Origin of the sequence: Crossiella sp. CA198, assembly GCF_052078295.1 — a bacterium.
In the GTDB taxonomy this organism is placed as follows: Bacteria; Actinomycetota; Actinomycetes; order Mycobacteriales; family Pseudonocardiaceae; genus Crossiella.
In genome coordinates this window covers 142,304-165,785 of the sequence record NZ_JBQJIM010000008.1, presented here as the reverse complement: position 1 = coordinate 165,785, position 23,482 = coordinate 142,304, and the positions used below count along the sequence as shown (strand labels likewise).

The following is a 23,482-nucleotide window of genomic DNA, read 5'->3' as shown; positions in this document are numbered from 1 at the left end:
GGCACTCTGAAGCCATGAGCGCAGGTCCAGCGGAGGCGATGCACTCCTGGATGCCGCACTCCCCGTGCGGGGCGTGGTGTCTGTCCACCGGGGACGCCTTGCCGAAGGTGTCCCCCGCCCGGCGCACGCTGCGCCTGGTGACCCTGGCCGCGGTGGTCCTGACCGGACCGCTGTGCGCCCTGACCCTGTCCGTGCTCGGCCCCCGCGGCCGGGCGGCGGTGATCCGCGGCTGGTTCCGCATGGTGCTGGGCGCGCTCGGCGTGCGGCTGCGGGTCTACCGGCCGGGCGCGCTGAGCGTGGCCGAGGAGCGGCGACGGCCGAGGGACCGCGGTGTGCTGGTGGTGGGCAACCACAGCTCCTGGCTGGACATCGTGGCGCTCAACGCGTTGCAGCCGGTGCGCATGCTGGCCAAGGCCCAGGTCAGGGACTGGCCGCTGATCGGCACGCTGGCCGCCCGTGCAGGCACCTTCTTCGTGGACCGGCCCAGGCTCTCCACCCTGCCGCGTACGGTGGCCGAAGTGGCGCAGGCGTTGCGCACCGGGTCGGCGATCGGCGTCTTCCCCGAGGGCACCACCTGGTGCGGGCAGGCCACCGGGCGCTGGCGGCACGCGGCGTTCCAGGCCGCGATCGACGCAGGCATGCCTGCCCGGCCGGTCGCGCTGCGGTTCGTCATCGGCGACCGGATGACCACCGCGGCCGGGTTCCTCGGCGAGGAGACCCTGCTGACCGCGCTGCTGCGCACGGCGGCGCTGCGCGGACTGGTCGTGGAGGCTTCCGTGCTGCCGCTGATCGCGCCGGAGGGCCACGACCGGCGCTCCATGGCCGCGGCGGCCGAGGCCGCGGTGACCGGCGCGCTGGGGCAGGATCCGGCCCGGCGGCAGGTCGAGCACGGCAGGCCCGAGGTGCCCGTGGCGGCGTGAGCAGCGCCTCGGCGAAAAGGGCTGGACCTCCACCGCACTGGAGCATGCACAGTGCTCGGGTGACCTCGACGACGAGTACCCGGCCCCCGTCCCCGCTCTGGGCGCCCGACCGCCGGGCCACCACCACCGGCCTGCTGCTGCTGATCACCCTGGCCGCCTTCGAGGCGATGGGCCTGGGCACCGCGCTGCCCACGATCATCGCCGACCTCGACGGCGCCTCGCTGTACTCCTGGCCGTTCACCGCGTTCCTGGCCGCCAGCATCATCGGCAACGTCTTCGCCGGGCGGGTCTCCGACCGGGTCGGGCCGGTGCCGGGGATCGTCGCCGGGCCCGCCCTGTTCTTCATCGGACTCGTGGTGGCCGGCACCGCGGACACGATGACCCAGCTGCTCATCGGCCGGGCCTTCCAGGGCCTGGGCGCGGGCTCGCAGATCGTCGCGCTCTACGTCATGGTCGCCATCGTCTACCCGGAGCGGGACCGGCCGGCCGTCTTCGGCGCGCTGTCCGCGGCCTGGGTGGTGCCCGCGCTGGTCGGCCCGACCATCGCCGGGGTGCTGGTGCAGTACCTGCACTGGCGCTGGGTCTTCCTCGGCCTGGCCCCGTTCGTGCTGATCGGCGCGCTGCTGCTGGGCCCGACCCTGCGTGCGCTGCGGGCCAGGGAACGCGCCGACATCCCGGCCACGCCGCGCAAGTGGCTGCCGCTGGCCGCCTTCGCCGCCGGAGTCGGCCTGCCCGCGCTGACCTGGGCCAGCCAGCACCCGGAGTGGTCCTCGCTGCTCATCGCCGCGATCGGGCTGGCGCTGCTGGCGCCCGCACTGCGCCAGCTGCTGCCCAAGGGCACCCTGCTGGCCCGGCGCGGGCTGCCGGTGACCGTGCTGCTGCGCGGCATGCTCTCCGGCTCCTTCTTCGCCGTGGAGTCCTACCTGCCACTGACCCTGACCTCGGTGCACCACTACTCGCCCGCCACCGCGGGCATCCCGCTCACCGTGGGCGCGCTGGGCTGGTCCGCGGCCTCGATGTGGCAGGGCCGCTACCCGGACATGCCCCGGCACCTGCTCATCCAGCGCGGGTTCATCCTGATCGCGATCAGCCTGGCCGCCATGGTCTTCGTCGCACCCGCCTGGGGACCGTCCTGGCTGGCCATCCCGCTGTGGCTGCTCGCGGGCTCCGGCATGGGCCTGGCCATGGCCAGCACCTCGGTCAAGGTGCTCGGCATGTCCGAACCGGGCGACCGCGGCTTCAACTCGGGCGCGTTGCAGATCTCCGACCTGCTGCTCCAGGCCACCTGCGTGGGCATCGGCGGCGTCCTGCTCAACCTCCTGGGCTCCACCACCAACCCGACCACCGCTGTGATCGTGCTCAACCTGCTGATGGCCGGGGTCGCCGCAATGGGGGCTTTCCTGTCGACCCGGTCTACCCTTGACGGGCGATGAGCACATATCTCGACCACGCGGCGACCACCCCGATGTTCCCGGGAGCGGTCGCCGCGATGAGTGAGGCGTTGTCCGGACTGGGCAACGCCTCCTCGCTGCACGCCGCGGGCCGTCGCGCGCGCAGGCTGCTGGAGGAGGCGCGCGAGGACATCGCGGCTGCCTTCGGCGCCCGGCCGTCCGAACTGCTGTTCACCGGCGGCGGCACCGAGAGCGACAACCTCGCGGTCAAGGGCATCTACTGGGCCCGCCGCCAGGCCGATCCGCGCCGCCGCCGGGTGCTCGTCTCCGCGGTCGAACACCATGCCGTGCTGGACGCCGCCGACTGGCTGGCCAGGCACGAGGGCGCCGAGATCACCTGGCTGGAAGCCGATCACGTCGGCCGGATCCGCCCGGAGACCCTCGAAGCCGCGATCGGGACCGACCCGGACAGCGTGGCGCTGGTCAGCGTGATGCTGGCCAACAACGAGGTCGGCACGGTCAACCCGATCCGCACCCTGGCCGGGATCGCGCACCGGCACGGCATCCCGCTGCACAGCGACGCGGTGCAGGCCGCCGGGGTGCTGCCGGTGGACTTCGCCGCGCTCGGCGCGGACGCGCTCACCCTCACCGGGCACAAGTTCGGCGGCCCCTACGGCATCGGCCTGCTGCTGCTGAGCCGGGACACCGCCTGCACCCCGCTGCTGCACGGCGGCGGCCAGGAGCGCGAGGTCCGCTCCGGCACCCTGGACGTGCCCGCCGTGCTCGGCCTGGCCGCCGCGGCCAGGCAGGTCGCCGCCGAACGCGAGCAGCGTGCCGCCGGACTGCTCGGACTGCGCGCCGGACTGGCCACCGCGGTGCTGGCCGCGGTGCCCGACGCGGTGCTCAACGGGGACAGCTTCGAGTCCACTGTGGACGGTATGCCGGGGCGGCTGCCCGGCAACGCGCACTTCACCTTCCCCGGCTGCGAGGGCGACAGCCTGCTGATGCTGCTGGACGCCAAGGGCATCGAATGCTCCACCGGCTCCGCCTGCACCGCGGGCGTTGCCCAGCCCAGCCACGTGCTGCTGGCCATGGGCGCGGATCCGGCCGGGGCCCGCGGCTCGCTGCGGTTCTCCCTCGGCCACACCTCGACCGCCGCCGACATCGCCGCGCTGGGCGCCGCGATCGGACCGGCGGTGGCGCGGGCCCGCAGCGCCGGACTGGCGGGCCTGCGGCGTTCGGTCCGACCCCCGGCAGGAGTCTGAGATGACAATGCGAGTGCTGGCCGCGATGAGCGGCGGGGTCGACTCGGCGGTGGCCGCCGCGCGCGCGGTCGAGGCTGGTCACGACGTGACCGGTGTGCACCTGGCGCTGTCGGCCAAGCCCGGCACGCTGCGCACCGGCTCCCGCGGCTGCTGCACCATCGAGGACTCCCACGACGCCCGCCGCGCCGCGGATGTGCTCGGCATCCCGTTCTACATCTGGGACTTCGCCGAACGCTTCACCGAGGACGTGATCGAGGACTTCGTCGCCGAGTACGCGGCAGGCCGCACGCCCAACCCCTGCCTGCGCTGCAACGAGAAGATCAAGTTCGCCGCGTTGCTGGACAAGGCGATCGCGCTCGGCTTCGACGCGGTGGCCACCGGCCACTACGCCCGGCTGGCCCAGCTCGACGGCCGCCCCGAACTGCGCCGCAGCGCCGATGTGGACAAGGACCAGTCCTACGTGCTGGCCTCGCTCACCCCCGAGCAGCTCAGCCACGCCATGTTCCCGCTCGGCGGCTCCACCAAGACCGCGGTGCGCGCCGAGGCCGAGCAGCGCGGCCTGTCCGTGGCCAACAAGCCGGACAGCCACGACATCTGCTTCATTCCCGACGGCGACACCCGCAAGTTCCTGCGGAACAAGCTCGGCGCCCAGCCGGGCGAGCTGGTCGACGACGAGACCGGCGAGGTGCTCGGCGGGCACGAGGGCGTGCACGGCTTCACCATCGGCCAGCGGCACGGGCTCGGCCTGGACCGCCCTGCGCCGGACGGCCGCCCGCGCTACGTGCTGTCCCTGGAACCGGTCTCCGGCACCGTCCGGGTCGGCAGCCGGGAACGCCTCCAGGTCACCGAACTCGTCGGCGACCGGCTGATCTGGCCCTCCGGCGTGCCCCTGGACGGTCCGGTGGAATGCGTGGTGCAGGTGCGCGCGCACGGCGGCATCGCGGGCGCGGTGGCCCAGCTGCGCGGCGAACAGCTCGTGGTCAGCCTGCGTGAGCCACTCGGCGGCGTCGCCCCCGGCCAGGGCCTGGTGCTCTACCGCAGGGACGCGGCCGCCGGTGACCTGGTGCTTGGCGCGGCCACCATCACTCGGACGCGCTGACCAGCGATTTTCCCAGTTCGGTGCGCAGCTTGACCGCGACCAGCACCGAGATCAGCACCAGCGTGGTGGCGTTGGTGGTGATGATCACCGGGTCGGTCCTGGCGATGCCGTAGAGCACCCAGGCGAGCACGCCGAGGCCGAGCGCGACCAGGTACACCCAGGAGAAATCACGCGCGCTCCGGCGTTGCAGGCAGCGCAGCACCTGCGGCAGCCAGCAGGCCGTGGTCAGCAGACCCGCTAACGAACCAATCACTGTGATCACCTAGGTACCCCCTGTCACCAGTGCGGATTTTATTCTCAAGCAGAACAAAGTGAGCGTGGCAGGCTTAGGGGTGTGAGCACAACCCCGTTCACCGAGCCCGCGCCGCAGCGGCTGCTGTCGCTGGTGCACCGGCACGGCCCGCTGACCAGAGCGGAGATCGGCAGGCGGCTGGAGCTGGCGCGCAGCGCGACCGGGGTGGCGATCACCGAGTTGGAGCAGCTCGGCCTGATCCAGTGCGGCCCGCCGGTGGAGTCACCGCGCCGCCTGGGCCGCCCCTCGCCGCAGGTGTCGGTCCAGCCACGACCGCGAGTGCTGGCCGCCCAGGTCCGCTCCCGCGCGCTGACCATCGCCGCGGTGGGTCTGGGCCGGGCGATCACCGACCGCACCGAGGTCGCGCTGCCCCCGGAGGAGCGCACGCCCGAGGCGGTGGCGGACAAGCTGGCCGAACTGGCCCGCCCGCTGCTGCGCCGGTACCCGGGGCTGACCGGCCTGGCCATCGCACTGCCCGCGGTGCTGGACGCGCCCAACGGTCAGATCCACGCCGCCTTCCACCTGGGCTGGACCGACGTCCCGTTCAAGAAGTTGCTCGCCGAACGCCTGCCCGGCCTGGCGTTGTACCCGTGCAACGACGGCCACCTGGCCGCGCTGGCCGAGAGCAGGCACGGCGCGGCCCAGCAGGCCAGGGTGGCGGTGGTGCTGGGCAGCGACGACGTCGGCATCGGCGGCGGGCTGGTCCAGCACGGCGTCACCTTCGACGGCAGCGCCGGGCATGCCCTGGAAGCCGGTCACCTGCAACTGGACACGACCGAACCCACCCGCTGCCCGTGTGGCGCGACCTCCTGCTTCGAGACCCAGGCCGACGCCCGCGCCCTGCTCAAGCACGCCGGCGTCCCGTTCACCGACACCACCGACCCCAGCGCCGCGGTGGCCGCGGTGCTGGCCGATCCCGCGCAGACCGCGGCCATCCAGGCCACCGCGGACCGGATCGGCGCGGGTCTGGCGGTGCTGGTGACCCTGCTGAACCCGGACCTGGTCATCCTCACCGGTCAGCTCGCCGCCATGCACGACGCCCCCGGCGCCCGCGAGCGCATCCTGGCCGGCATGGAGACCAGTCACGTGGCCCGCATCCACCCGGTCCCGCTAACCACCGCCGCCCTCCCCGCCCCAGTCCTACTCGGCGCCGCCGAACTCGCCCTCGCCCCCCTCCTCTCCGCCCCCAGAACCGCCACCACCGCGACCGGCTAACCCCACCGGCGTGTTGGCCGTTGTCGTACGCCACGTTGGCCAAACTCGTACGCCGAGTTGGCCCAACTCGCCGCCCCCCGCCCACTTGGGCAAACCGGGCGTACGAGTGTGGCCAAGCGGGCGTACCAGTTGGGCCAACTCGGCGTACGACAACGGCCAACACGCCGGGGTCAGGCCTCCGGGGTCCAGTCGGTGTTGGCGCCGCACAGGACGACGCACGGGTGTTCGGCGGCGACCTTGTCCTTGAGCCACAACGCGAACGGGACCGCGGCCGCGGGTTCCAGGGCGAGCCGGAACTCGTCCCAGAGGCGGTCCCGCGCGGCCAGTAGTTCCGCATCGGACACCAGGTGCGATTCCACCCCGGACTCGCGCAGGATCGCGTAGGTCAGGTCCCCGGCCTGGGCCGCGCCCAGCGCGGACATCGCCACCGAGTCCACCTCGGTGTGCACCGGCCGCCCGGCGGCCAGGGCCGCGTGCAGGCAGTGGCAGCCCTCGGGCTCCACCGCGATGATCCGCCGCCCGGCGCCCAGCGCCAGTCCCGCGGCCAGCCCGCCGCCGCCGACCGCGACGAAGAGCGCGTCCACCTCGGGCGCGTCCGCGACGATCTCCAGCCCGACCGTGCCCTGTCCGGCGATCACCGCCGGATCGTCGTAGGCCGAGACGTAGCGCCCGCCCGGCTCGCCGCCCTCCAGCCGGGCCGCGCGGTTGGCGTCCGGGTAGGTCTCGTGCCGGACCACCTCGGCCCCGGTCTCCTTGATCCGCCGGACCTTGCTCTCCGCGGCGAACACCGGCACGTGCACCCGGGTCGGCAGGTCCAGCAACCGGGCTGCGGTGCCCACCGCGTACCCGTGGTTGCCGCCGCTGACCGTGGCCACCCGTTCCGGCCGCGGGCCGCTGAGCAGTGCGTTCGTCGCGCCACGCAGTTTGAACGAGCCGGTGAGCTGGAGCTGCTCCAGCTTGAGCCACAGCGGTCTGCCGTCCACCGTCACGCGCAGCATCGGCGTGCGCCGGACGTACGGGGCGATCCGCTCGGCCGCGCTGGCCACGTCCGCCGGGGTCGGGAGTCGAGTCATGGCCTCAGCCTGCCCCCGCCCGGACTTCAGCAAAAGCGATGTCTGCTCGGGGGTTTGTAGCGATACTTAAGGCATGGACGCCGATCGGTTGCGGGTGCTGGTCGAGGTCGCGCACGCTGGTTCGATCAGCGCGGCCGCGCTCCGGCTGTCCGTGACGCCCTCCGCGCTGTCCCAGCAACTGTCCAAACTGGAGCGTGCGGTCGGCGTCCGGCTGCTGGACCGCGGACCCGGCGGCGTGCGGCCGACCGAGGCGGGGGAAGTGCTGGTGCGGCACGGCGAACGGGTGCTGGGCGAGTTGCGCGACGCCGAGGACGCGGTGCGCGAACTGCTCGGCAACACCCCGGAACGCATCGCGCTGGGCACCTTCGCCACCGCGGGCGCGCTGCTGGTGCCCGCCGTGCTGGCCGAGTTCCGGCAACGCCACCCCACGGTCCGGCTGGCCCTGCTCGACATCGAACCGCCCGAGGGCTACGGCCTGGTCGCCTCCCGCGAACTGGATCTGCTGATCACCCACCGGTACACCGGCGTCACCCTGCCCCCGCTGGGCGGCACCCGGCGGCACCGCCTGCTCACCGACCCGCTGCGCCTGGTCCTGCCCGCGGGCCACCGCCTGGCCGGGGCCGAACGCATCACCCTGGCCGACCTGGCGGGCGAGGAGTGGATCAGCGGCAGCTCCGGCGTGCCCAACCGGGTCTGCCTGCAAGCACTCGCCGCGCGGACCCGGCTGGAGCTGCACGTGGCCTTCGAGACCCGCGACTACGGGGTGACCCTCGGGTTGCTGGGCGCGGGCGTCGGTGTCTCACTGGTCCCGGCCAGCGTGCTCGGCGCGGTGGCGGACCGGCGGCTGGTGGTGCGCTCGCTGACCGGGCTCGCGCCGGTGCGGGAGGTCTACGTGGTGCACCGGCACCGCCCGCTGCCGCTGACCGCGGAGGTGGTGCGACTGCTCACCGCGGCGGGCGCGAAGATGTCCCGGCAGGCGCATGGCGAGGAGGACGGAACCCCGTGACCAACCGTGAGGAGCGCTCCTACCGGCGCGCCCAGCTGCTCGACGACCCCCGATTCGACCGCTTCCGCACCCTGACGGCCCGCCGCCGCCTGGTCGGCGCGCTGATCGCGTTGCTGGTCGCCGAGGCCGCCCTGTTCACCCTGGTGCCGGCAGGCCCGGTGCCGCTGCTCATCGCCGCCGCGCTGGTGACCGTGGCCTGCGTGCTGTGCATCGGCCTGCTCAAGGCCGCCACCAGGGGTGTGGAGGAGCTGCCGGAACGCAACCTGGACGAGTACCAGCTCGCGCTGCGCGGCGAGGTCTACGCCCGCGCCTACCGGATCGGCCAGGCCCTGCTGTGCGCCGAACTGGTGGTGGTCGGCGCCTGGCTCGGCTTCGCCCTGCCCAGCCCCGGCAAGGGCGTGGTGATCGTGGCCCTGCTGATCCCGTTCCAGCTCGCCGTCATCCTGCCCACCATGGTCGCCGCCTGGCACCGCAAGGTGTAGCTGTCGATTTGCCCGGCCTCCGTTCGTCGGTGTCCCACAGGACCCGAAAACCGGAGGCAACCATGAGCGTGACCCTGGGCAGCATCCTGCTCGCCAGCACCAACCCCGACCGCCTGAGCAGCTGGTACCAGAAGGCATTCGGCGTAGCGCCCAGCCAGGACGGCTTCCTGGTCTTCGGCGAGGTCGCCGTGCTCATCGACCAGCGAGACGACATCGCCGCAACCCCGGTCGAACCCGGCCGCGTCATCCTCAACTTCACCGTCGAGAACGCCCGCGAGGTCGCCGCCCACCTGGACTCCCTTGGCGTCACCTGGCTCGTCGAGCTGGAGGAGCGCAGCGAGGGCATGCTGTTCGCGACCCTGCTCGACCCGGACGGCAACTACCTCCAGATCATCCAGCTCGGCGCCGCCTACCTGGCCCGCATCGGCGAGGGGAACTGACCATGCTCGGCAACGCCAAGGCCTTCACCGGCTTCTCCGTCAACGACATCCCCGCCGCCCGCACCTTCTACGAACAGACCCTGGGCCTCAAGGTCTCGGAGTTCAACGGCATGCTGACCCTGCACCTGGGCACGGGCGCGGAGGTTCTGGTCTATCCCAAGCCGAATCACGTGCCCGCCGAGTACACGGTGCTGAATTTCCCGGTGGAGGACATCGCGGAGGTGGTGACTGCCCTGACCGCGCTGGGGGTGCGGTTCGAGCAGTACTCGGGGATGACGGATGAGCGGGGGATCACCTGGGGGTCGAAGGACGGGCGGGGGCCGGATATCGCCTGGTTCACCGATCCGGCGGGGAACATCCTGTCGGTGTTGCACCTCTGACGGGCTGCCGGATGCGCCCCGCTCCGGCGGGCGCATCCGGCCCTGCCGGTCAGCGCGTGCGCAGCCTTTTCTCCGGCACCGCACCGGTTTTTCCGGTGTCATAAGGGTTGCGCAGCTGAACCTTCGAGGTGACCACCTGACTCCGGATCGAGCGCAGCTCCTCACTGGCCACGTAGATCCGGGACTTGGTCTCCCCGTGCGGCACCAGCAGTCCGCCCGCGACCAGCAGCCGGAGATCGCGCGCGGCCGTGCCCGGCTCCAGCTCCGCGTCCCGGCCATAGGCCGAGCGGCGGACGGTGAGCCCGACCGAGGCGTCGAACAGCGCCAGCGCGGTCCGTTCCGGCAGTTTCCGCTGGGCCAGCACGGTTTCCAGCTCACGCCACACCCTGGCCGCGTCCTCCACCCGGCGCAGCACGGTCTGGGCCTGCATGTGGTGCGCGGTCAGGTTGAACCGGATCCAGGCGCCCGTGCTTCGGTCCGGCCGCCAGGAGCCGCCACCGGCCTCGGCGAGCGCCTCGTAGTAGGCGGCGGTGTTGCGCCCCAGCCACTCCTCGATGCTGCTGAACTCGGGGGTGAGGATCTTCTCCCTGGCCAGGATCAGGGTTTGCAGCGCGCGGGCCATCCGCCCGTTCCCGTCCCGGAACGGATGGATCATGACCAGGTTCAGGTGGCCCAGCGCGGCCCGGACGAACACTGGGCAGTCGTTGTTCCCGGCCAGGGATTCGGTCAGCGCCCGCATGAGTTCGGGGACCAGTTCCGGCTCGGGTCCCTCGTAGACGACCTCGTCGTGCTCCTCGTCGTGCACGAAGATCGAACTCTGCCGGTACCGGCCAGGGCTCTTGGACAGGTCGTGGCCGAGCATCATGAAGTGCAGGCTGCGCAGCAACGACTGGTCCAGGCTGAACTCGGTGTCCTCGGCCAGTTGCTGGACGTAGGTCAGCGCGTTGCGGTAGCCGACGATCTCCAGCGAGGTGAGCCGGTCGGCGTCGAGCGGTTCCTCGTCCTCGATCAGGGCCACCGCGTCGTCGAGGGAGACCTCATAGCCCTCGATGCTGTCGTCCAGGTGGACGATTCATTCGTCAAGTTGAACGGATGAACAGTCAATCTCGTCAATCGGTCGAGTGGCCTGGCGGCGAAACCCTGACGCTCCGTGTCAGTGAAGCGGGTTAGGGTCCGGGTGAAGATCCACCCGAGAGGATGCTCGTGCCCACTGAAACCCGTGCTGTCATTGAGGAATTCCTGACCCGAGTCGTCGCAGGCGACCCGGACCGCATCGCCGAGTTGTTCGCAGGCGAGGTCGACTGGCAGCTCAACTGGCCGGCCGAAGGCCACCCCGCCGTGCCCTGGATCCGCCCGCGCCGCACCAGATCCGACGTCGCGGACCACTTCCGCGAGATCGCCGAGGCGCACACTCCCGGCACCCCGCCGAGCCGGGCGCCGGAGATCCTGGTCGACGGCGCGGACGCGGTGCTGTTCGCCGAGATCTCGCAGATCGCGAAGGCGACCGGACGGGCCTACACCGCGTTGTGCGCCTTGCGTTTCACCGTGCGGGACGGGGTGATCACGCGCTACCACGTCTACGAGGACAGCCTGTCCGTCGCGGTGGCGCTGGGCGAGTGAGGGCCGACCGGCCCCGTGGGAAGGCTCGGGGCCGGTCGGCTTTGTTCCCCGGTCAGCCAGTGCAGGCGGTTCGTGGTGTTCAGGGTTGTGAACCGCGGTGGTCCGAACGTAAGTGGCCTGGACCACTCCGTCAATAGGTCTAGACCATATGCGTGCACGGGGTGTGCGCGGCGGGGCTTGCGCGCGGGTGGCAGGCTTGGGCTGTGAAGGTGAACCCCGGCACGGCCACCGGTATTGGCTCGCTCCCCGGAACCGACCCCCTGGAGGCGGCGCGGATCGTGCTCGGGGAACTGCCCGAGCTGACCCACCTGCCCGAGCTGCCCGCCCGCGGCGTCGGTGCGGACATCATCGGCCGCACCGCCGGACTGCTGGTCGACCTGGCCGTGGAGCTGGTGCCCTCGGCCTACCGGGTTACCGCCCGCCCCGGCCGCGACCATCGTCGCGCCGTCGACCTGCTGCGCACCGACCTGGACGCCTTCGACGAGGCGTGGGAGGGCGTGTCGCCGCGGTCCTCGGTCAAGGTGCAGGCCGCCGGGCCGTGGACGCTGACCTCGCAGGTCGAGCTGGTTCGCGGGCACCGGGTGCTTACCGATCGCGGTGCGCTGCGCGAGTTCGCCGCCTCCCTGGCCGAGGGCCTGACCAGGCACATCACCGAGGTCGGCGCGCGCACCGGCGCGGACATCGTGCTCCAGCTCGACGAGCCCGGCCTGCCCGCGGTGCTGGATGGCAGGCTGCCCACCGCCTCCGGCTACGGCAACGTCGCCGCGGTGCCCGCCCCGGACGCGCAGGCGCTGCTGGCCGAGGTCATCGAGCAGGTCAAGGGCGCCACCGGCGCCTCGGTGGTGGTGCACTGCTGCGCGCCGCGACCGCCGGTCACCCTCTTCCGGATGGCGGGCGCGGACGCGATCGCGCTGGACGCCACCCTGATCGGCAAGGCCCCCACCACGCTCTGGGACGAACTCGGCGAGACCTGGGACGCGGGCACCACGCTGTTCCTCGGCCTGGTGCCCTCCCTCGAACCGGCCACCCCGCCGACCCTGCGCGCACTGGCCGAACCCGCCCTGCGCCTGGTCGACCGGCTCGGCTTCAGCCGCGACCTGCTCGCCGAGCGCGCCGTGGCCACCCCGTGCTGCGGGATGGCGGGCGCCTCGCTGGGCTGGGTGCGCCGCGCGTTGTCGCTGACCAGGGATATGGGCAAGGCGTTCACCGAGCCCCCGCAGGGCTGGTGAGCTAGCCGCGTTCGGCCAGGAAACCGGTCACGGCCGAGCGGGCGAGCTGGGTCTGGTACGAGCCCCAGCTCACGTCGAAGGCGTGGGCGGTATAGGGCAGGAACTGCGCCCGGTGTGGCACGCCCGCCTTGCCCAGCGCCTCTTGCAGCAGCCGGGACTGCGACTGCGGCACCAGGAAGTCCCGCTCGCCCTGCAGGATCAGCGTGGGCGGCAGGCCTGCCCGCACGTAGCTGCTCGGCGAGAACGTCCGGTAGCGCTCGGTCTGCTCGGCCGCGGAAGCACCCAGCGCCGTGTGCAGGATGGAGCGCCCGGCGTCGGTGCCGTCCGGGCCGGTGGCGAAGGCGATCAGGTCGTACGGACCGTAGAAGTCCACCGCGGACCGGATTTTGCCCTCGGGCAGGTCGCAGCTGGGTTTGAAGGCGTCGGTGCCGCTGGTGTAGGCGGTCATCAGCGCCAGGTGGCCGCCCGCGGACTGGCCGAACACCGAGATCCGGTCCGGGTCGATCCGGTACTTCGCCGCGTTCGCGGTGATCCAGGCCAGCGCGCACTTGCTGTCCGACACCGTTGCCTGCCAAGCGGTTCCCGGCGGCACGTCACCGGTCATCCGGTACTCGATGTCGAAGACGGTGAAGCCCTGCCGGGTCAGCAGCCGGTTCCACTCCGGGGTCATGCCCCGGTTGCCGCCGGACCAGCCGCCGCCGTGGATCAGCAGCACCGCCTTGCCCGACTTCGGGTCCTCGCTCGGCCAGACGTCCAGGTCCAGCCCGTGCCCGCCGGGGGAGGCGTAGCGCACCGAGCGCGCGGGATCTGGCTTGCCGAAGTTCGCCGAGGCGGCGTTGGCCAGGTACTCGCCCAGGCTGACCTGCGCGCCCGCCTGGCTCGCGGCGTCCCCGGCGGCGGCCATCGGCACCAGGCCGGTGGCCGCGGACAGCGCCACGGCCAGTCCGGCCGCGGTGGCGGCCAGCCAGCGCCGGCGGCGCAGTGCGAAGCCGAGCACGACCAGGGCCAGCAGGCTGAGCAGCAGCACGTGCAGCGGGTAGGCGCGCAGCAACGTGGTCGGCAGGAAGGTCGGCTGGCGGTCGAAGAACATCAGCCAGCCCGCCGCCAGTGCGAGCAGCAGGAACAGGATCGCCACCGTGGGCAGGAACCAGCCGCGCCGTCGCGGGCTGGCCTGGGCGGGCTGGGGGTTCTCATCCGGCATCTTTCCCTTCTAGCACGGGGCCGGGCGGCGGTGCCGACTGAGCCGCTGGATGCCTAGTACGGCTACGCATTGACCTTGGGCGATATGTCCGGGAATACTTTCCGCCCAAATAGAGAACTTTATTAACTATTTGGGCCGCCAGCCCAGGAATGCCGAGGGTTCATGCGTGTTCCCCGCCCTGCCCTGCTCCGAACCGTGGCGGTCACCACCGCGGTGGCCCTCGGTGCGGTGATGGTGAGCGCGGCGTCCGCCAACGCGGCCGCCAGTGGCCAGATCCGGCTCGACGGCGTGGGTTACGCCCACGACGAGACCAAGATCGGTTACCTGATGGCCCCCGCGAGCAGCGAGGGCGCCCGGTTCACGGTGGTCGACACCGCGGGCCGCACCGTGCTCGCGGGCAAGGCCGGGGCCAGCCTCGGCAGCTGGAACGCCGGCTACGCCGCGGTGCACCCGCTGGACTTCTCCGCGCTCAAACGGCCGGGCAGTTACCGGGTCACCGTCACCGGCGCGGTGCAGGCCAGCTCGGCCACGTTCAAGATCGGCACCGCCCGGGAGCTGTTCGGCCCGGTCGCGGACAAGACCTTCGACTTCTACGCCGCCCAGCGCGACGGCGGCGATGTGGTGCCAGGCAAGCTGAACCGCCAGCCAGCGCACCTCAGCGACGCCAAGGCCACCGTCTACGACACCCCGAAGTTCCGGCCCGACGACCAGCTGGCCGAACCACTCAAGCCGACCGGGCAGACCGTCGACCTCGAAGGCGGGTGGGTGGACGCGGGCGACTTCGTCAAGTTCACCTCCAACACCGCCTACACCATCGGCGAACTGCTGCTGGTGCAGCGCGAGGGCAACCGCGACCGCACCCTGGCCAGTGAGATCGACTTCGGGCTCAAGTGGCTGGACAAGGCCTGGGACGAGAAGTCCAAGACCTTCTACGTGCAGGTCGGCATCGGCGTGGGCAGCCCGGACCTGGGCATCCTCGGCGACCACGATGTCTGGCGGCTGCCGGAGACCGACGACAAGCTCCAGGTGAAGCCGGGCGATGAGAAGTACTTCATCAAGCACCGCCCGGTGTTCCGGGCCGCCGCGCCCGGCGAGAAGATCAGCCCCAACCTGGCAGGCCGGGCCGCGGCGGCCTTCGCGCTGGCCGCCCAGGTGGAGGCCCGCCGCGACTGGCGCAAGGCCAGGTACTACCTGGAGCAGGCCGCCTCGGTCTTCGCCCAGGCCAAGACCACCGACGTCGGCCAGCTCACCACCGCGTTCCCGCACTCCTACTACCCGGAGAACTCCTGGACCGACGACCTGGAGTACGGGGCCACCCAGCTCGCGCTGGCCGGGTACGCCCTCGGCGACCGCAGGGCAGGCGACTGGGCCACCGCGGCCACCGAATGGGCCAAGGCGTACCTGGGTTCCGGTGACCAGGACACGCTGAACCTGTACAACACCAGCGCACTCGGCCACACCGACCTGGTGAAGGTGTTGCGCACCAAGTGGGTCCGCAACGCGCAGGTGACCGAGGCGCAGCTGATCGGCGACCTCCGGCGGCAGCTGGACAAGGGCGTCACCCGCGCGGCGACCAGCCCGTTCCGCACCGCGGTGGACATCACCGCCTTCGACGTGGCCACCCGTAGCTTCGGCTACGCGGCCACCGTCGAGCTGTACCGCTCGGTGACCAGGGACCGCGGCTACGACGCCTTCGGCTCCCAGCAGCGCAACTTCGCCCTGGGCGCCAACTCCTGGGGCCTGTCCCTGGTGATCGGCGTCGGCCCCAGGTTCCCGTACTGCCCGCACCACCAGGCGGCCAACCTCTCCGGCAGCACCACCGGCGGCGAGAAGATCCTGGTCGGCGGCGTGGTCAACGGCCCCAACGCGGCGGCGAAGTTCGCCAGCCTCGGCGACCTGCCCGGCGGCGGTGTGGAGTGCACGCACCCGATGGCGGCCTTCGACGGGCAGGGCTCCCGGTTCGTCGACGACGTCCGGGCCTGGCCGAGCAGCGAGCCCGCGATCGACTACACCGCAACCGGAACACTGGCGCTGGGCCTGACCGCCCTGCGCTGAGCAAACGCACAACTTGGGCCAACTGGTACGCCCGCTTGGGCAAAACCGGCGTACCAGTTGGCCCAACTCGCCGGAAGATCGGCACGCCAGGCGAATTCGCCAACAGTCGTGCTGGTGGCGGCCTCCTGACCCCGACCGGGGGCCGTCACCAGCCCACCAAAGCCAAGCCAGCCAACGAGATCCCGGCCACCAGCGCGGTGGATCCCGCGCCCAGCACCAATGCCCTGGGCCCGGTGGCCAGCAACTCCTTGAGCCGCACCGTGCTGCCGAGGGCGAACAACGCCCCGGCCATCAGCACCGTCGCCGCCAGTTTCGCCGCGTCGAGCACCGGCACCGGCAGGAAGCCACTGCTGCGCACCAGGATCATCGCCACGAAGCCGAGCACGAACACCGGTGGCAGCCAGCGTCCCTGCCTGCGGCCCACGATGGCCACCAGTGGCGCCAGCAGCACCACCCGGCTCAGCTTCACCACCACGGCCACCGACACCGCCGCCGCACCCGCGGGCGCCGCGCCGACCAGCACCTGCGCCACCTCGTGCACACTCGCCCCGGCCCAGCCGCCGGTGGCCCGCGCGGACAGCCCGAGCAGTTCGGCGAGCAGGGGCAGCGTGAGCATCCAGACACTGCCGAACAGGGTCACCAGCGCCACCGCGGTGGCCACATCCCGGTCCCGCCGCGGCACCATGCCCTCCATCGCGGCCACCGCGGCCGCGCCGCAGATGGAGAAACCGGTGGCCACCAACGTGCTCAGCCCCGCGGGCAGGCCGAGCCAGCGTCCGAGCAGCCGGGTGCCGAGGAAGGTGCCCGCGACGGTGGCCAGCACAACCACCAGCATGCCGCCGCCCAGGTCCAGCACATCGGTCACCGCGAGTTGCAGGCCGAGCAGCACCACCCCGGCCCGCACCAGCCGCTTGGCCGCCCAGGCCAGTCCGGGGCCGCAGCTTTCCGGCAAGAAACCCAGGTTCCCCGCCGCGATGCCCAGCACCACCGCCACGGTCAGCGCGCTCACCGCGGGCGCCACCGCCGCCACCGCCAGCGCGATCGCCACCGCGATGGCGACCACGGCCAGGCCCGGCACCATTGCCAGGCCACGCACAGAGGTCTTCACCACCTCAGCGTCGCCCGCCGTGTGACACTCCGGTAGGCCGTCTTCGGCAGGTCGTCATACCCTCCGGTTATGAGCAAGCCGCCGGACCCCGAGTCACTCGCCCTGCTCGTCCGGCTCGCCGAGCTGGGCAGCCTGGGCCAGGCCGCCACTCAGCTGGGCATCAGCCAGCCCGCGGCCAGCAAACGCCTGGCCACCCTGGAGAAGCGGCTCGGCCTGGCGCTGGTGGACCGCAGCACCAGGGGCTCCACCCTCACCGAATCCGGTCAGATGGTCACCGAATGGGCCAAACGGGTACTCGCCGAGCTGGACGTGCTGCTGCACGGCGCGGCCGCGTTGCGCGCCCGCAGGGTGGCGCAGCTGAGCGTGGCGGCCAGCATGACCGTGGCCGAGCACCTGGTGCCAGGCTGGATCACCGAACTGCGCCGCGGCAATCCCGAGCTGTACGTGGGCCTGCAGGTGACCAACTCCGCCGCGGTGGCCGAACTGGCCCGCCGCGGCGAGGTCGACCTCGGCTTCGTCGAATCCCCGGCGGTGCCGCGCGGTCTGCGCACCCGGCGGGTGGCGGTGGACCGGCTGGCCGTGGTGGTCGCGCCAGGACATCCGTGGGCGAAACGGCGCAGGCCGGTTGGACCGGAGGAACTCGTGGGTACTCCGCTGGTGGTCCGCGAACGGGGTTCCGGCACCAGGGAAACCCTCGAACGGGCGATGGAACGCACTGGAGTGGGTAAGGTCCGGGCACTCGTCGAACTGGGCTCCACCACGGCCGTGCGCGGCGCGGTGGCCGCGGGATCGGGTCCGGCGGTGCTCAGCGTGCTCGCGGTCGAGGCGGACCTGGCCGCCCGGCGCCTGGTCGAGGTGCCGGTCAGCGGTATCGACCTGCGGCGGGAACTGCGGGCGGTGTGGCCGGCCGGCCGGACCCTGGCGGCGCCGGCGGCAGCATTGCTGGCAGTCGCGACCCGAGCTTCTCGCCCGGCCCGGTGACATCAACGCTACGGTGGGTTCAGATACCGCGATCAGAGGTAAGGAATGGCGGCCATGAAACGGTTCCTGCGCAAACTGCGCGGCGGCTTCGAGCCCGACCCGGTCGAGCCCGCCGACCCGCGGGAGGCCGCCGTGCTGTTCTGGCAGCGCTGGAACGACGAGCTGCTGCCGCAGGTGAGCGCCGCACTCGGAGACAAGGACCCGGGCCGGGTGGAGAACCTGGTGGTCGAGGCGGTCACCGCGATCCACCCCAACCTCCAGTTCGCCGTCGAACGCGGCCAGCAGGCCATCTACGCGCTGGTCCTGAGCGCCCAGGGCGACCCCGACCTGCGGCCCTACACCGACGCCTGGCTGGCCGCCGCACCCGATCCCGGGCCGATGTGGGAGTTCTACGACGCGGTCCCGCCGGTGCCCGACCCCAACGAGGTCACCGTCAACCTCGGCGCGCACCGGCTGCCGCTGTCCCAGGTCCGGCTGGCCGCGCTGATCGACGAGGAGGCCGGCCTGGTCGACGTCGCGGTGTTCCACCCCGGCATCGCCGCGCTGGACGACGCGGGCAAGGCCGCGATGACCTTCCTGCCGCTGGACGCCACCCTCGGCGAGCGGCTGGCCGGGGACCGGCTGGGCCGGGTGGAGACCGCCGACGCCGAACCCGAGGACGCCATCACACTGGTCGAACTGCGCGAACTCGTGCGGGAGCTGGACCGCCGACACTCCGGCCGCTGACCGGCCGGAACTGTCAGGGGGGATGACTAGGCTTCCCTACTGTGACCAGGAACGACAGCAGTGAGCTAGCCGTCGCGCCGGAGGGCGTGCAGGACCTGTCCGCGGCGGTGCGCGAGCGCCACGCGGAGCTGGCCCAGGAGATCACCGACCACCAGTACCGGTACTACGTGACCTCCCCGATCATCTCCGACGCCGAGTTCGACCTGCTCTTCCGCGAGCTGCAACGGCTGGAGGCCGAGCACCCGGTCCTGATCACCCCCGACTCGCCCACCCAGCGGGTCAGCGGCAGCTTCGCCACCGAGTTCGTCCCGGTGGACCACCTGGAGCGGATGCTCAGCCTGGACAACGCGTTCAACGCCGAGGAACTCCAGGCCTGGGTGGAGCGGGTGCAGAAGGAGGTCGGCGCGGACGCGCACTTCCTGTGCGAGCTGAAGATCGACGGCCTCGCGGTCAACCTGCTCTACCGGGACGGGCGGCTGGAACGCGGTCTCACCCGCGGCGACGGCCGCACCGGCGAGGACGTCACGCTCAACCTGCGCACCCTGGCCGACGTGCCCGAACGCCTGCTCGGCACGGACGGGTACCCGGTGCCGGAGCTGGTGGAGATCCGCGGCGAGGTCTTCTTCACCCTGGCGGAGTTCGCCGAGCTGAACGCCGTCCAGGTGGAGGCGGGCAAACCGCCCTTCGCCAACCCGCGCAACGCGGCGGCCGGTTCGTTGCGGCAGAAGGACCCCAAGGTCACCGCGAGCCGCCCGCTGCGGATGATCTGCCACGGCCTTGGCAAGCGCGCGGGCTTCGAGCCGGAGCGGCAGTCCGACTCCTACAACGCGCTGCAAGCCTGGGGTTTGCGGGTGTCCGCGCACACCAAGGTTCTGTCCACAGTGGACGAGGTCACCGCGCACATCGCCTACTGGGGCGAGCACCGGCACGACGCCGAGCACGAGATCGACGGCGTGGTGGTCAAGGTCGACGAGGTCACCCACCAGCGCCGCCTCGGCGCCACCTCACGTGCCCCGCGCTGGGCGATCGCCTACAAGTACCCGCCGGAGGAGGTCACCACCCAGCTGCTCGACATCCGGGTGAACGTGGGCCGCACCGGCCGGGTCACCCCGTTCGCGGTGACCGAGCCGGTCAAGGTGGCCGGTTCGGTGGTCGCGCGGGCCACCCTGCACAACGCCAACGAGGTCCGGCGCAAGGGCGTGCTGATCGGCGACCGGATCGTGCTGCGCAAGGCGGGCGATGTCATCCCCGAGGTGCTCGGCCCGGTGGTGGAGGCGCGAGACGGCAGCGAACGCGAGTTCCTGATGCCGACGGAGTGCCCGGAGTGCGGGGCCACGCTGCGGCCGATGAAGGAGGCGGATGTGGACATCCGCTGCCCGAACGCCGAGTTCTGCCCCGGCCAGCTGCGCGAGCGGCTGTCCTACCTGGCAGGCCGGTCCGCGCTGGACATCGAGGTGCTCGGCTTCGAGGCCGCCGCCGCCCTGGTCGGCTCTACTGTATACACTAACGAGCGCGATTTGTTCGACCTGGACGCGGCCAAGCTGGTCCAGGTCCCGCTGTTCCGCACCATGGCCGGTGAGCTGTCCGCGAACGGGCAGAAGCTGCTGGAGAACCTGGAAGCGGTCAAGACCCGGCCGCTGTGGCGGATCCTGGTCGCGCTCTCCATCCGGCACGTGGGCCCCAAGGCCGCCAGGGACCTGGCTCGTGAGCTGGGCTCGATCGAGGCGATCGCGGCGGCCGACGAGCAGCGGCTGGCCGCGGTCGACGGGGTCGGCCCGACCATCGTGGCGGCCGTGCGCGAGTGGTTCGAGGTGGACTGGCACCGTGCGGTGGTGCAAGCCTGGGCCGCGGCGGGCGTCCAGCTGGCCGAGCAGCGTGACGAGTCGGTGCCGCGCACGCTGGACGGACTGTCCATTGTGGTCACCGGCAGCCTGCCGGGCTTCTCCAGGGACGAGGCCAAGGAGGCCATCCTGTCCAGGGGTGGCAAGGCGGTCGGCTCGGTGTCGAAAAAGACCAGCTTTGTCGTGGTCGGCGAGGCGCCAGGATCCAAGTACGACAAGGCGGTGCAGCTCAAGGTGCCGGTCCTCGACGAGGACGGCTTCCGGGTGCTGCTGGAGTCCGGTCCGGCGGCGGCCACCGAGGTCGCCGCGATCGGTGAGGACGGGAGTGCGCGGGATGGGGATGGGGATTCGGGTCCGCAAGGCTGAACCTGGCGAGATCGAGGCGGTCGGCGCGGTCACCGTGGCGGCCTACGCCGCCGCCGAGGTCATCCCGGAGGGCAGCGGCTACGAGGAGAAACTGCGCGACGCGCAGGCCCGCTCGGACGGCGCGGAACTGCTGGTCGCGGTGAACGGCGAGGGCGCCGTGCTCGGCACGGTCACCGTGGTGCACCCGGGCACGATCTTCGCCGAGATCTCCCAACCGGGTGAGCTGGAGTTCCGGATGCTGGCCGTCGACCCGGCCCAGCGCGGCCGCGGCATCGGCGAGGTGCTGCTGCGCGCGGTGCTGGAACGCGGCCGTGACCTGGGCGTGCGCCGGGTGGTGATGTGCAGCGCGAAGAACATGACCGCCGCGCACCGGCTCTACGAGCGGCACGGGTTCACCCGGTTGCCGTCGCGCGACTTCTCCCCGGTTCCGGGAGTCTGGCTGCAAGGCTTCGTCCGGGAACTCAGCTAGGAGCGAGCAATGCTTCCGCTGCTGCAGTGCTGTCCCAACGGCAACCGACCGGCGGAGGCACATCCCGCCGTGCCCATCACCCCCTGGCAACTGGCCAGCACGGTGGCCGAGGTCGCCGAACTGGGCGTCACCTCGGTGCACCTGCACCCGAGGGACGCGGTCGGCCTGGAGACCCTGGCCGGCCCCGAACTGGCCACCGTGGTCGCCACCGTGCGCGCCGCGGCCCCCGGCGTGGAGATCGGCGTCAGCACCGGGGCCTGGATCACCCCCGACCCGGTGCGCCGCGCCCAGCTCGTCGCCGGCTGGTCCGGCCTGGCGGCGGGCCGTCCCGACGTGGCCTCGGTGAACGTGCACGAACCCGGCTGGCTGGAGGTCTGCGTGGTGCTGCACCGGGCGGGCATCGGCATCGAACTGGGTGTGTTCACCATCCCGGCCGCCGCCCGCCTGCGGGCCGCCGGTGGCCCCCCACCCGGCACCGTCCGGGTGCTGGCCGAGGTCCAGGAAACCCACCCGGACCGCGCCCGGCCCGCCGCCACCGCGCTGCTGGAGGCCCTGGACTTCCTGCCGGACGACCTGCCGATCCTGCTGCACGGCGAGGAGGCAGGCGCCTGGCCGGTGCTCGCCGAGGCGGCCCGGCTGGGGCTGCCGCGCCGGATCGGCCTGGAGGACACCCTGGTGCTGCCCGACGGCGAGCCGGCCGCGGACAACTCGGAGCTGATCCGCGCCGCACAGGAGTTCTAAGCGATCTTGGTGTATGGTTGGTGTATGGCCCGCACGAACATCGACATCGACGATGAGTTGGTGGCTGAGGTGATGCGTCGCTACCGCCTGTCCACCAAGCGTGAGGCGGTTCATCTCGCGCTGCAGCGGCTGGTCGGCCCGAAGGTGACCACCGACGACGTGCTGTCCCTGCGTGGCATTGGCTGGGATGGCGACCTGGACGAGCTTCGTGGCGGAGACAGCCCGGAGGACATGTGGCGCTCTGCCTGATCGACACCTCGGTGTGGATTGACTGGTTCCGCGACCGGGAAACGGCTGCGGCCGCCACCCTCGAAAAACTCGCCCAGAACCCCGAGATCCTGGCCTGTACCCAGCCGGTGCTGATGGAGGTCCGGGCCGGTGCTTCCCCCGCTGCGTTGACGCGGGTCGAGCAGGTGCTCGGTTCGTTCGCCCAGATCGACGTCGATCCGGCGATCGACTTCCATCAGGCCGCTGACCTCTATCGAGCCGTTCGGCGGGCTGGTGACACGGTGCGTTCGATGGTCGACTGTCTCATCGCCTCGGTGGCTCTTCGCGCCGATGTGACCATGGTGCACAAGGACATCGACTTCGAACGACTGGCCGCTGTGGCCCCACAACTCCGGACGATGCCGCTGTTCGACTGACGGCTACCGCGGCAGCACCGGTCCGGCCCGCTTCACCGTGCGGATCACCGGCGCGGTCTCCGCGGTGTGCACCTCGTCCAACCCGCCGATCCGGTCGGTCAGATACCGGTACAGCGCACCGGAATCCCGGCAGGCCACCATCGCGGTCAGGTTGGTCCGGCCGGTGGTGACCGCGCTGAAGACCACCTCCGGGTGCGCGGCGATCGCCGCGGCGACCCGGCGCAACGCCGAGGGCCGGACGGTCAGCCACAGCCGCGCCTCGGCCCGCAAACCCAGCGCCGCCGGGGGCAGGTCCACCTCGAACACCAGCACTCCGGCGGCGCGCAGGCCCTCGATCCGGCGTTTCACCGTGGACTCCGACCAGCCGGTGGCGGTGGCCAGTTCGGTGTGCCGGGTCCGGCCGTCCCTGGCCAGTGCGGCCAGCAGCGCGTGATCACCCTCGTCGAGGGCCACCTCGGGGCCGGACTCGCCGAGCAGGGCGTGCGCGCTGACGTCCAGGACCCGGCTGGTGCGCGGCAGCTTGTCCATCAGCAGCGCATCGCGGGCGGTGTCGGAGCGGGCCTGGACGTTGCAGGAGATCTCGGTGCCGCCGGCGAGCAGGTGCACCCAGAAGGTGTCCGGGCGGCGGGCCAGCGCGGCGGCGATGGGGTCGGCGGCGTCGGGGGTGCAGCGGATGCGCAGGGTCCAGGAGGTGCGGCCGATCAGCGGGCCGTTGACCGAGCCGACCACGCGCAGCAGTCCGGCTGAGCGCAGCTTCTGGTACCGGCGGGCCACGGTGTTCTCCGAGACGTCCAGGGCCGCGGCGATCCGGCTGAACGGGGCCCGCCCGTCCACCCGGAGCCGGCTGACGATTTCCCGCTCCAGCTCGTCCAGCATGACGGATTCCACCGGATCACGGTAAGCCACGGGCGGAAATCCGCACCCCGAGCCAACGCTGG

General features: G+C 71.9%; 25 protein-coding genes. 19 read left to right on the top strand and 6 right to left on the bottom strand.

The features are described from left to right. Positions 1-14 precede the first annotated feature (14 nt). The 4 genes from ACTOWY_RS15460 to mnmA are packed head-to-tail and all read left to right on the top strand — an operon-like array spanning position 15 to position 4,675. Positions 15-920 carry a lysophospholipid acyltransferase family protein gene (locus ACTOWY_RS15460; RefSeq protein WP_441310303.1) on the top strand — a complete coding sequence of 302 codons (906 nt, stop codon included), beginning with the start codon at positions 15-17 and terminating at the stop codon, positions 918-920. A 59-nt stretch (positions 921-979) separates the two neighbouring features. Further along, complete coding sequence (locus ACTOWY_RS15455) at positions 980-2,353, top strand: MFS transporter (protein WP_441310302.1); 1,374 nt, start codon at positions 980-982, stop codon at positions 2,351-2,353. Then, positions 2,350-3,576, top strand: a complete 1,227-nt coding sequence (locus ACTOWY_RS15450) for a cysteine desulfurase family protein (RefSeq protein WP_441310301.1) — start codon at positions 2,350-2,352, stop codon at positions 3,574-3,576. The genes ACTOWY_RS15455 and ACTOWY_RS15450 overlap by 4 nt, the downstream gene beginning before the upstream one ends. A 7-nt stretch (positions 3,577-3,583) precedes the next feature. Beyond that, positions 3,584-4,675 (top strand): tRNA 2-thiouridine(34) synthase MnmA, encoded by a 1,092-nt coding sequence (gene mnmA, locus ACTOWY_RS15445; RefSeq protein ID WP_441310474.1) that lies wholly within the window; start codon positions 3,584-3,586, stop codon positions 4,673-4,675. Here the strand turns inward: mnmA and ACTOWY_RS15440 are convergent. Continuing rightward, positions 4,659-4,928 (bottom strand): SemiSWEET family sugar transporter, encoded by a 270-nt coding sequence (locus ACTOWY_RS15440; protein WP_441310300.1) that lies wholly within the window; start codon positions 4,926-4,928, stop codon positions 4,659-4,661. The two genes, mnmA and ACTOWY_RS15440, sit on opposite strands and share 17 nt — an antisense overlap. Positions 4,929-5,009: 81 nt before the next feature. Between ACTOWY_RS15440 and ACTOWY_RS15435 the strand changes: the two genes are divergently transcribed. Continuing rightward, on the top strand, positions 5,010-6,182 hold the full coding sequence (locus ACTOWY_RS15435) for an ROK family protein (protein ID WP_441310299.1): 1,173 nt from the start codon (positions 5,010-5,012) through the stop codon (positions 6,180-6,182). Positions 6,183-6,352: 170 nt separating this feature from the next. Here ACTOWY_RS15435 and ACTOWY_RS15430 read toward each other — a convergent pair whose 3' ends face one another. Next, positions 6,353-7,255: a pyridoxal-phosphate dependent enzyme gene (locus ACTOWY_RS15430; protein ID WP_441310298.1), complete on the bottom strand. Its 903-nt coding sequence runs from the start codon at positions 7,253-7,255 to the stop codon at positions 6,353-6,355. A gap of 73 nt (positions 7,256-7,328) precedes the next feature. On the opposite strand from ACTOWY_RS15430, the gene ACTOWY_RS15425 reads away from it, so the two are divergent. The 4 genes from ACTOWY_RS15425 (at position 7,329) to ACTOWY_RS15410 (ending at position 9,563) form a co-directional block, all read left to right on the top strand. Beyond that, a complete protein-coding gene (locus tag ACTOWY_RS15425) occupies positions 7,329-8,261 on the top strand; it encodes a LysR family transcriptional regulator (protein WP_441310297.1) in 933 nt (310 codons plus the stop codon). Then, a complete protein-coding gene (locus tag ACTOWY_RS15420; RefSeq protein WP_441310296.1) occupies positions 8,258-8,743 on the top strand; it encodes a hypothetical protein in 486 nt (161 codons plus the stop codon). Before ACTOWY_RS15425 ends, ACTOWY_RS15420 begins: the two co-directional genes overlap by 4 nt. 62 nt (positions 8,744-8,805) lie before the next feature. Next, on the top strand, positions 8,806-9,183 hold the full coding sequence (locus ACTOWY_RS15415; RefSeq protein WP_441310295.1) for a VOC family protein: 378 nt from the start codon (positions 8,806-8,808) through the stop codon (positions 9,181-9,183). 2 nt (positions 9,184-9,185) lie between these two features. Next, entirely contained in the window at positions 9,186-9,563 is a 378-nt protein-coding gene (locus ACTOWY_RS15410) for a VOC family protein (protein ID WP_441310294.1), read from the top strand. 49 nt (positions 9,564-9,612) lie between these two features. Here ACTOWY_RS15410 and ACTOWY_RS15405 read toward each other — a convergent pair whose 3' ends face one another. Further along, positions 9,613-10,581 carry a Fic family protein gene (locus tag ACTOWY_RS15405; RefSeq protein WP_441310293.1) on the bottom strand — a complete coding sequence of 323 codons (969 nt, stop codon included), beginning with the start codon at positions 10,579-10,581 and terminating at the stop codon, positions 9,613-9,615. Between the two features lie 185 nt (positions 10,582-10,766). Between ACTOWY_RS15405 and ACTOWY_RS15400 the strand changes: the two genes are divergently transcribed. Together ACTOWY_RS15400 and ACTOWY_RS15395 are read left to right on the top strand one after the other, a co-directional pair. Further along, entirely contained in the window at positions 10,767-11,183 is a 417-nt protein-coding gene (locus ACTOWY_RS15400; RefSeq protein ID WP_441310292.1) for a nuclear transport factor 2 family protein, read from the top strand. Between the two features lie 203 nt (positions 11,184-11,386). Continuing rightward, positions 11,387-12,412, top strand: coding sequence for a methionine synthase (locus ACTOWY_RS15395; RefSeq protein ID WP_441310291.1), 1,026 nt, complete (start codon positions 11,387-11,389; stop codon positions 12,410-12,412). 1 nt (position 12,413) lies between these two features. Here the strand turns inward: ACTOWY_RS15395 and ACTOWY_RS15390 are convergent, their stop codons facing one another. Continuing rightward, the gene (locus ACTOWY_RS15390; RefSeq protein ID WP_441310290.1) at positions 12,414-13,613 is read right to left on the bottom strand and encodes an alpha/beta hydrolase fold domain-containing protein; all 1,200 of its coding nucleotides are present in this window, start codon (positions 13,611-13,613) and stop codon (positions 12,414-12,416) included. A 162-nt stretch (positions 13,614-13,775) separates the two neighbouring features. On the opposite strand from ACTOWY_RS15390, the gene ACTOWY_RS15385 reads away from it, so the two are divergent. After that, positions 13,776-15,668 (top strand): glycoside hydrolase family 9 protein, encoded by a 1,893-nt coding sequence (locus ACTOWY_RS15385; protein ID WP_441310289.1) that lies wholly within the window; start codon positions 13,776-13,778, stop codon positions 15,666-15,668. A gap of 145 nt (positions 15,669-15,813) precedes the next feature. On the opposite strand, the gene ACTOWY_RS15380 is transcribed toward ACTOWY_RS15385, so the two are convergent. Next, positions 15,814-16,749, bottom strand: coding sequence for a YeiH family protein (locus tag ACTOWY_RS15380; RefSeq protein WP_441310473.1), 936 nt, complete (start codon positions 16,747-16,749; stop codon positions 15,814-15,816). A gap of 96 nt (positions 16,750-16,845) precedes the next feature. Here ACTOWY_RS15380 and ACTOWY_RS15375 point away from each other — a divergent pair, with 96 nt between their 5' ends. Genes ACTOWY_RS15375 through vapC form a run of 7 tightly spaced genes read left to right on the top strand, consistent with a single transcriptional unit; the run spans position 16,846 to position 22,544 of the window. Then, the gene (locus tag ACTOWY_RS15375) at positions 16,846-17,757 is read left to right on the top strand and encodes a LysR family transcriptional regulator (protein ID WP_441310288.1); all 912 of its coding nucleotides are present in this window, start codon (positions 16,846-16,848) and stop codon (positions 17,755-17,757) included. A gap of 54 nt (positions 17,758-17,811) precedes the next feature. Next, the gene (locus ACTOWY_RS15370; protein ID WP_185009291.1) at positions 17,812-18,483 is read left to right on the top strand and encodes a hypothetical protein; all 672 of its coding nucleotides are present in this window, start codon (positions 17,812-17,814) and stop codon (positions 18,481-18,483) included. A gap of 41 nt (positions 18,484-18,524) precedes the next feature. Then, positions 18,525-20,690, top strand: a complete 2,166-nt coding sequence (ligA, locus tag ACTOWY_RS15365; protein ID WP_441310287.1) for an NAD-dependent DNA ligase LigA — start codon at positions 18,525-18,527, stop codon at positions 20,688-20,690. Further along, on the top strand, positions 20,665-21,159 hold the full coding sequence (locus ACTOWY_RS15360) for a GNAT family N-acetyltransferase (RefSeq protein WP_441310286.1): 495 nt from the start codon (positions 20,665-20,667) through the stop codon (positions 21,157-21,159). Before ligA ends, ACTOWY_RS15360 begins: the two co-directional genes overlap by 26 nt. A gap of 9 nt (positions 21,160-21,168) precedes the next feature. Further along, positions 21,169-21,900, top strand: coding sequence for a 3-keto-5-aminohexanoate cleavage protein (locus tag ACTOWY_RS15355; protein WP_441310285.1), 732 nt, complete (start codon positions 21,169-21,171; stop codon positions 21,898-21,900). Between the two features lie 24 nt (positions 21,901-21,924). Beyond that, positions 21,925-22,149 (top strand): type II toxin-antitoxin system VapB family antitoxin, encoded by a 225-nt coding sequence (locus ACTOWY_RS15350; RefSeq protein WP_441310284.1) that lies wholly within the window; start codon positions 21,925-21,927, stop codon positions 22,147-22,149. Continuing rightward, positions 22,134-22,544 (top strand): type II toxin-antitoxin system VapC family toxin, encoded by a 411-nt coding sequence (vapC, locus tag ACTOWY_RS15345; RefSeq protein WP_441310283.1) that lies wholly within the window; start codon positions 22,134-22,136, stop codon positions 22,542-22,544. Before ACTOWY_RS15350 ends, vapC begins: the two co-directional genes overlap by 16 nt. Positions 22,545-22,547: 3 nt before the next feature. Here the strand turns inward: vapC and ACTOWY_RS15340 are convergent, their stop codons facing one another. Next, positions 22,548-23,432, bottom strand: coding sequence for an Lrp/AsnC family transcriptional regulator (locus ACTOWY_RS15340; protein WP_441310282.1), 885 nt, complete (start codon positions 23,430-23,432; stop codon positions 22,548-22,550). Between the last annotated feature and the right edge of the window lie 50 nt (positions 23,433-23,482).

Bases quoted from the DNA above. Each gene is read 5' to 3' on its own strand.
- ACTOWY_RS15460 (WP_441310303.1), top strand. From the start codon at position 15: ATGAGCGCAGGTCCAGCGGAGGCGATGCACTCCTGGATGCCGCACTCC.
- ACTOWY_RS15425 (WP_441310297.1), top strand. From the start codon at position 7,329: ATGGACGCCGATCGGTTGCGGGTGCTGGTCGAGGTCGCGCACGCTGGT.
- ACTOWY_RS15385 (WP_441310289.1), top strand. From the start codon at position 13,776: ATGCGTGTTCCCCGCCCTGCCCTGCTCCGAACCGTGGCGGTCACCACC.
- ACTOWY_RS15430 (WP_441310298.1), bottom strand. From the start codon at position 7,255: ATGACTCGACTCCCGACCCCGGCGGACGTGGCCAGCGCGGCCGAGCGG.
- ACTOWY_RS15415 (WP_441310295.1), top strand. From the start codon at position 8,806: ATGAGCGTGACCCTGGGCAGCATCCTGCTCGCCAGCACCAACCCCGAC.
- ACTOWY_RS15390 (WP_441310290.1), bottom strand. From the start codon at position 13,613: ATGCCGGATGAGAACCCCCAGCCCGCCCAGGCCAGCCCGCGACGGCGC.
- ACTOWY_RS15450 (WP_441310301.1), top strand. From the start codon at position 2,350: ATGAGCACATATCTCGACCACGCGGCGACCACCCCGATGTTCCCGGGA.
- ACTOWY_RS15360 (WP_441310286.1), top strand. From the start codon at position 20,665: ATGGGGATTCGGGTCCGCAAGGCTGAACCTGGCGAGATCGAGGCGGTC.
- mnmA (WP_441310474.1), top strand. From the start codon at position 3,584: ATGCGAGTGCTGGCCGCGATGAGCGGCGGGGTCGACTCGGCGGTGGCC.
- ACTOWY_RS15355 (WP_441310285.1), top strand. From the start codon at position 21,169: ATGCTTCCGCTGCTGCAGTGCTGTCCCAACGGCAACCGACCGGCGGAG.
- ACTOWY_RS15375 (WP_441310288.1), top strand. From the start codon at position 16,846: ATGAGCAAGCCGCCGGACCCCGAGTCACTCGCCCTGCTCGTCCGGCTC.
- ACTOWY_RS15350 (WP_441310284.1), top strand. From the start codon at position 21,925: ATGGCCCGCACGAACATCGACATCGACGATGAGTTGGTGGCTGAGGTG.
- ACTOWY_RS15370 (WP_185009291.1), top strand. From the start codon at position 17,812: ATGAAACGGTTCCTGCGCAAACTGCGCGGCGGCTTCGAGCCCGACCCG.
- ACTOWY_RS15380 (WP_441310473.1), bottom strand. From the start codon at position 16,749: ATGGTGCCGGGCCTGGCCGTGGTCGCCATCGCGGTGGCGATCGCGCTG.
- ACTOWY_RS15410 (WP_441310294.1), top strand. From the start codon at position 9,186: ATGCTCGGCAACGCCAAGGCCTTCACCGGCTTCTCCGTCAACGACATC.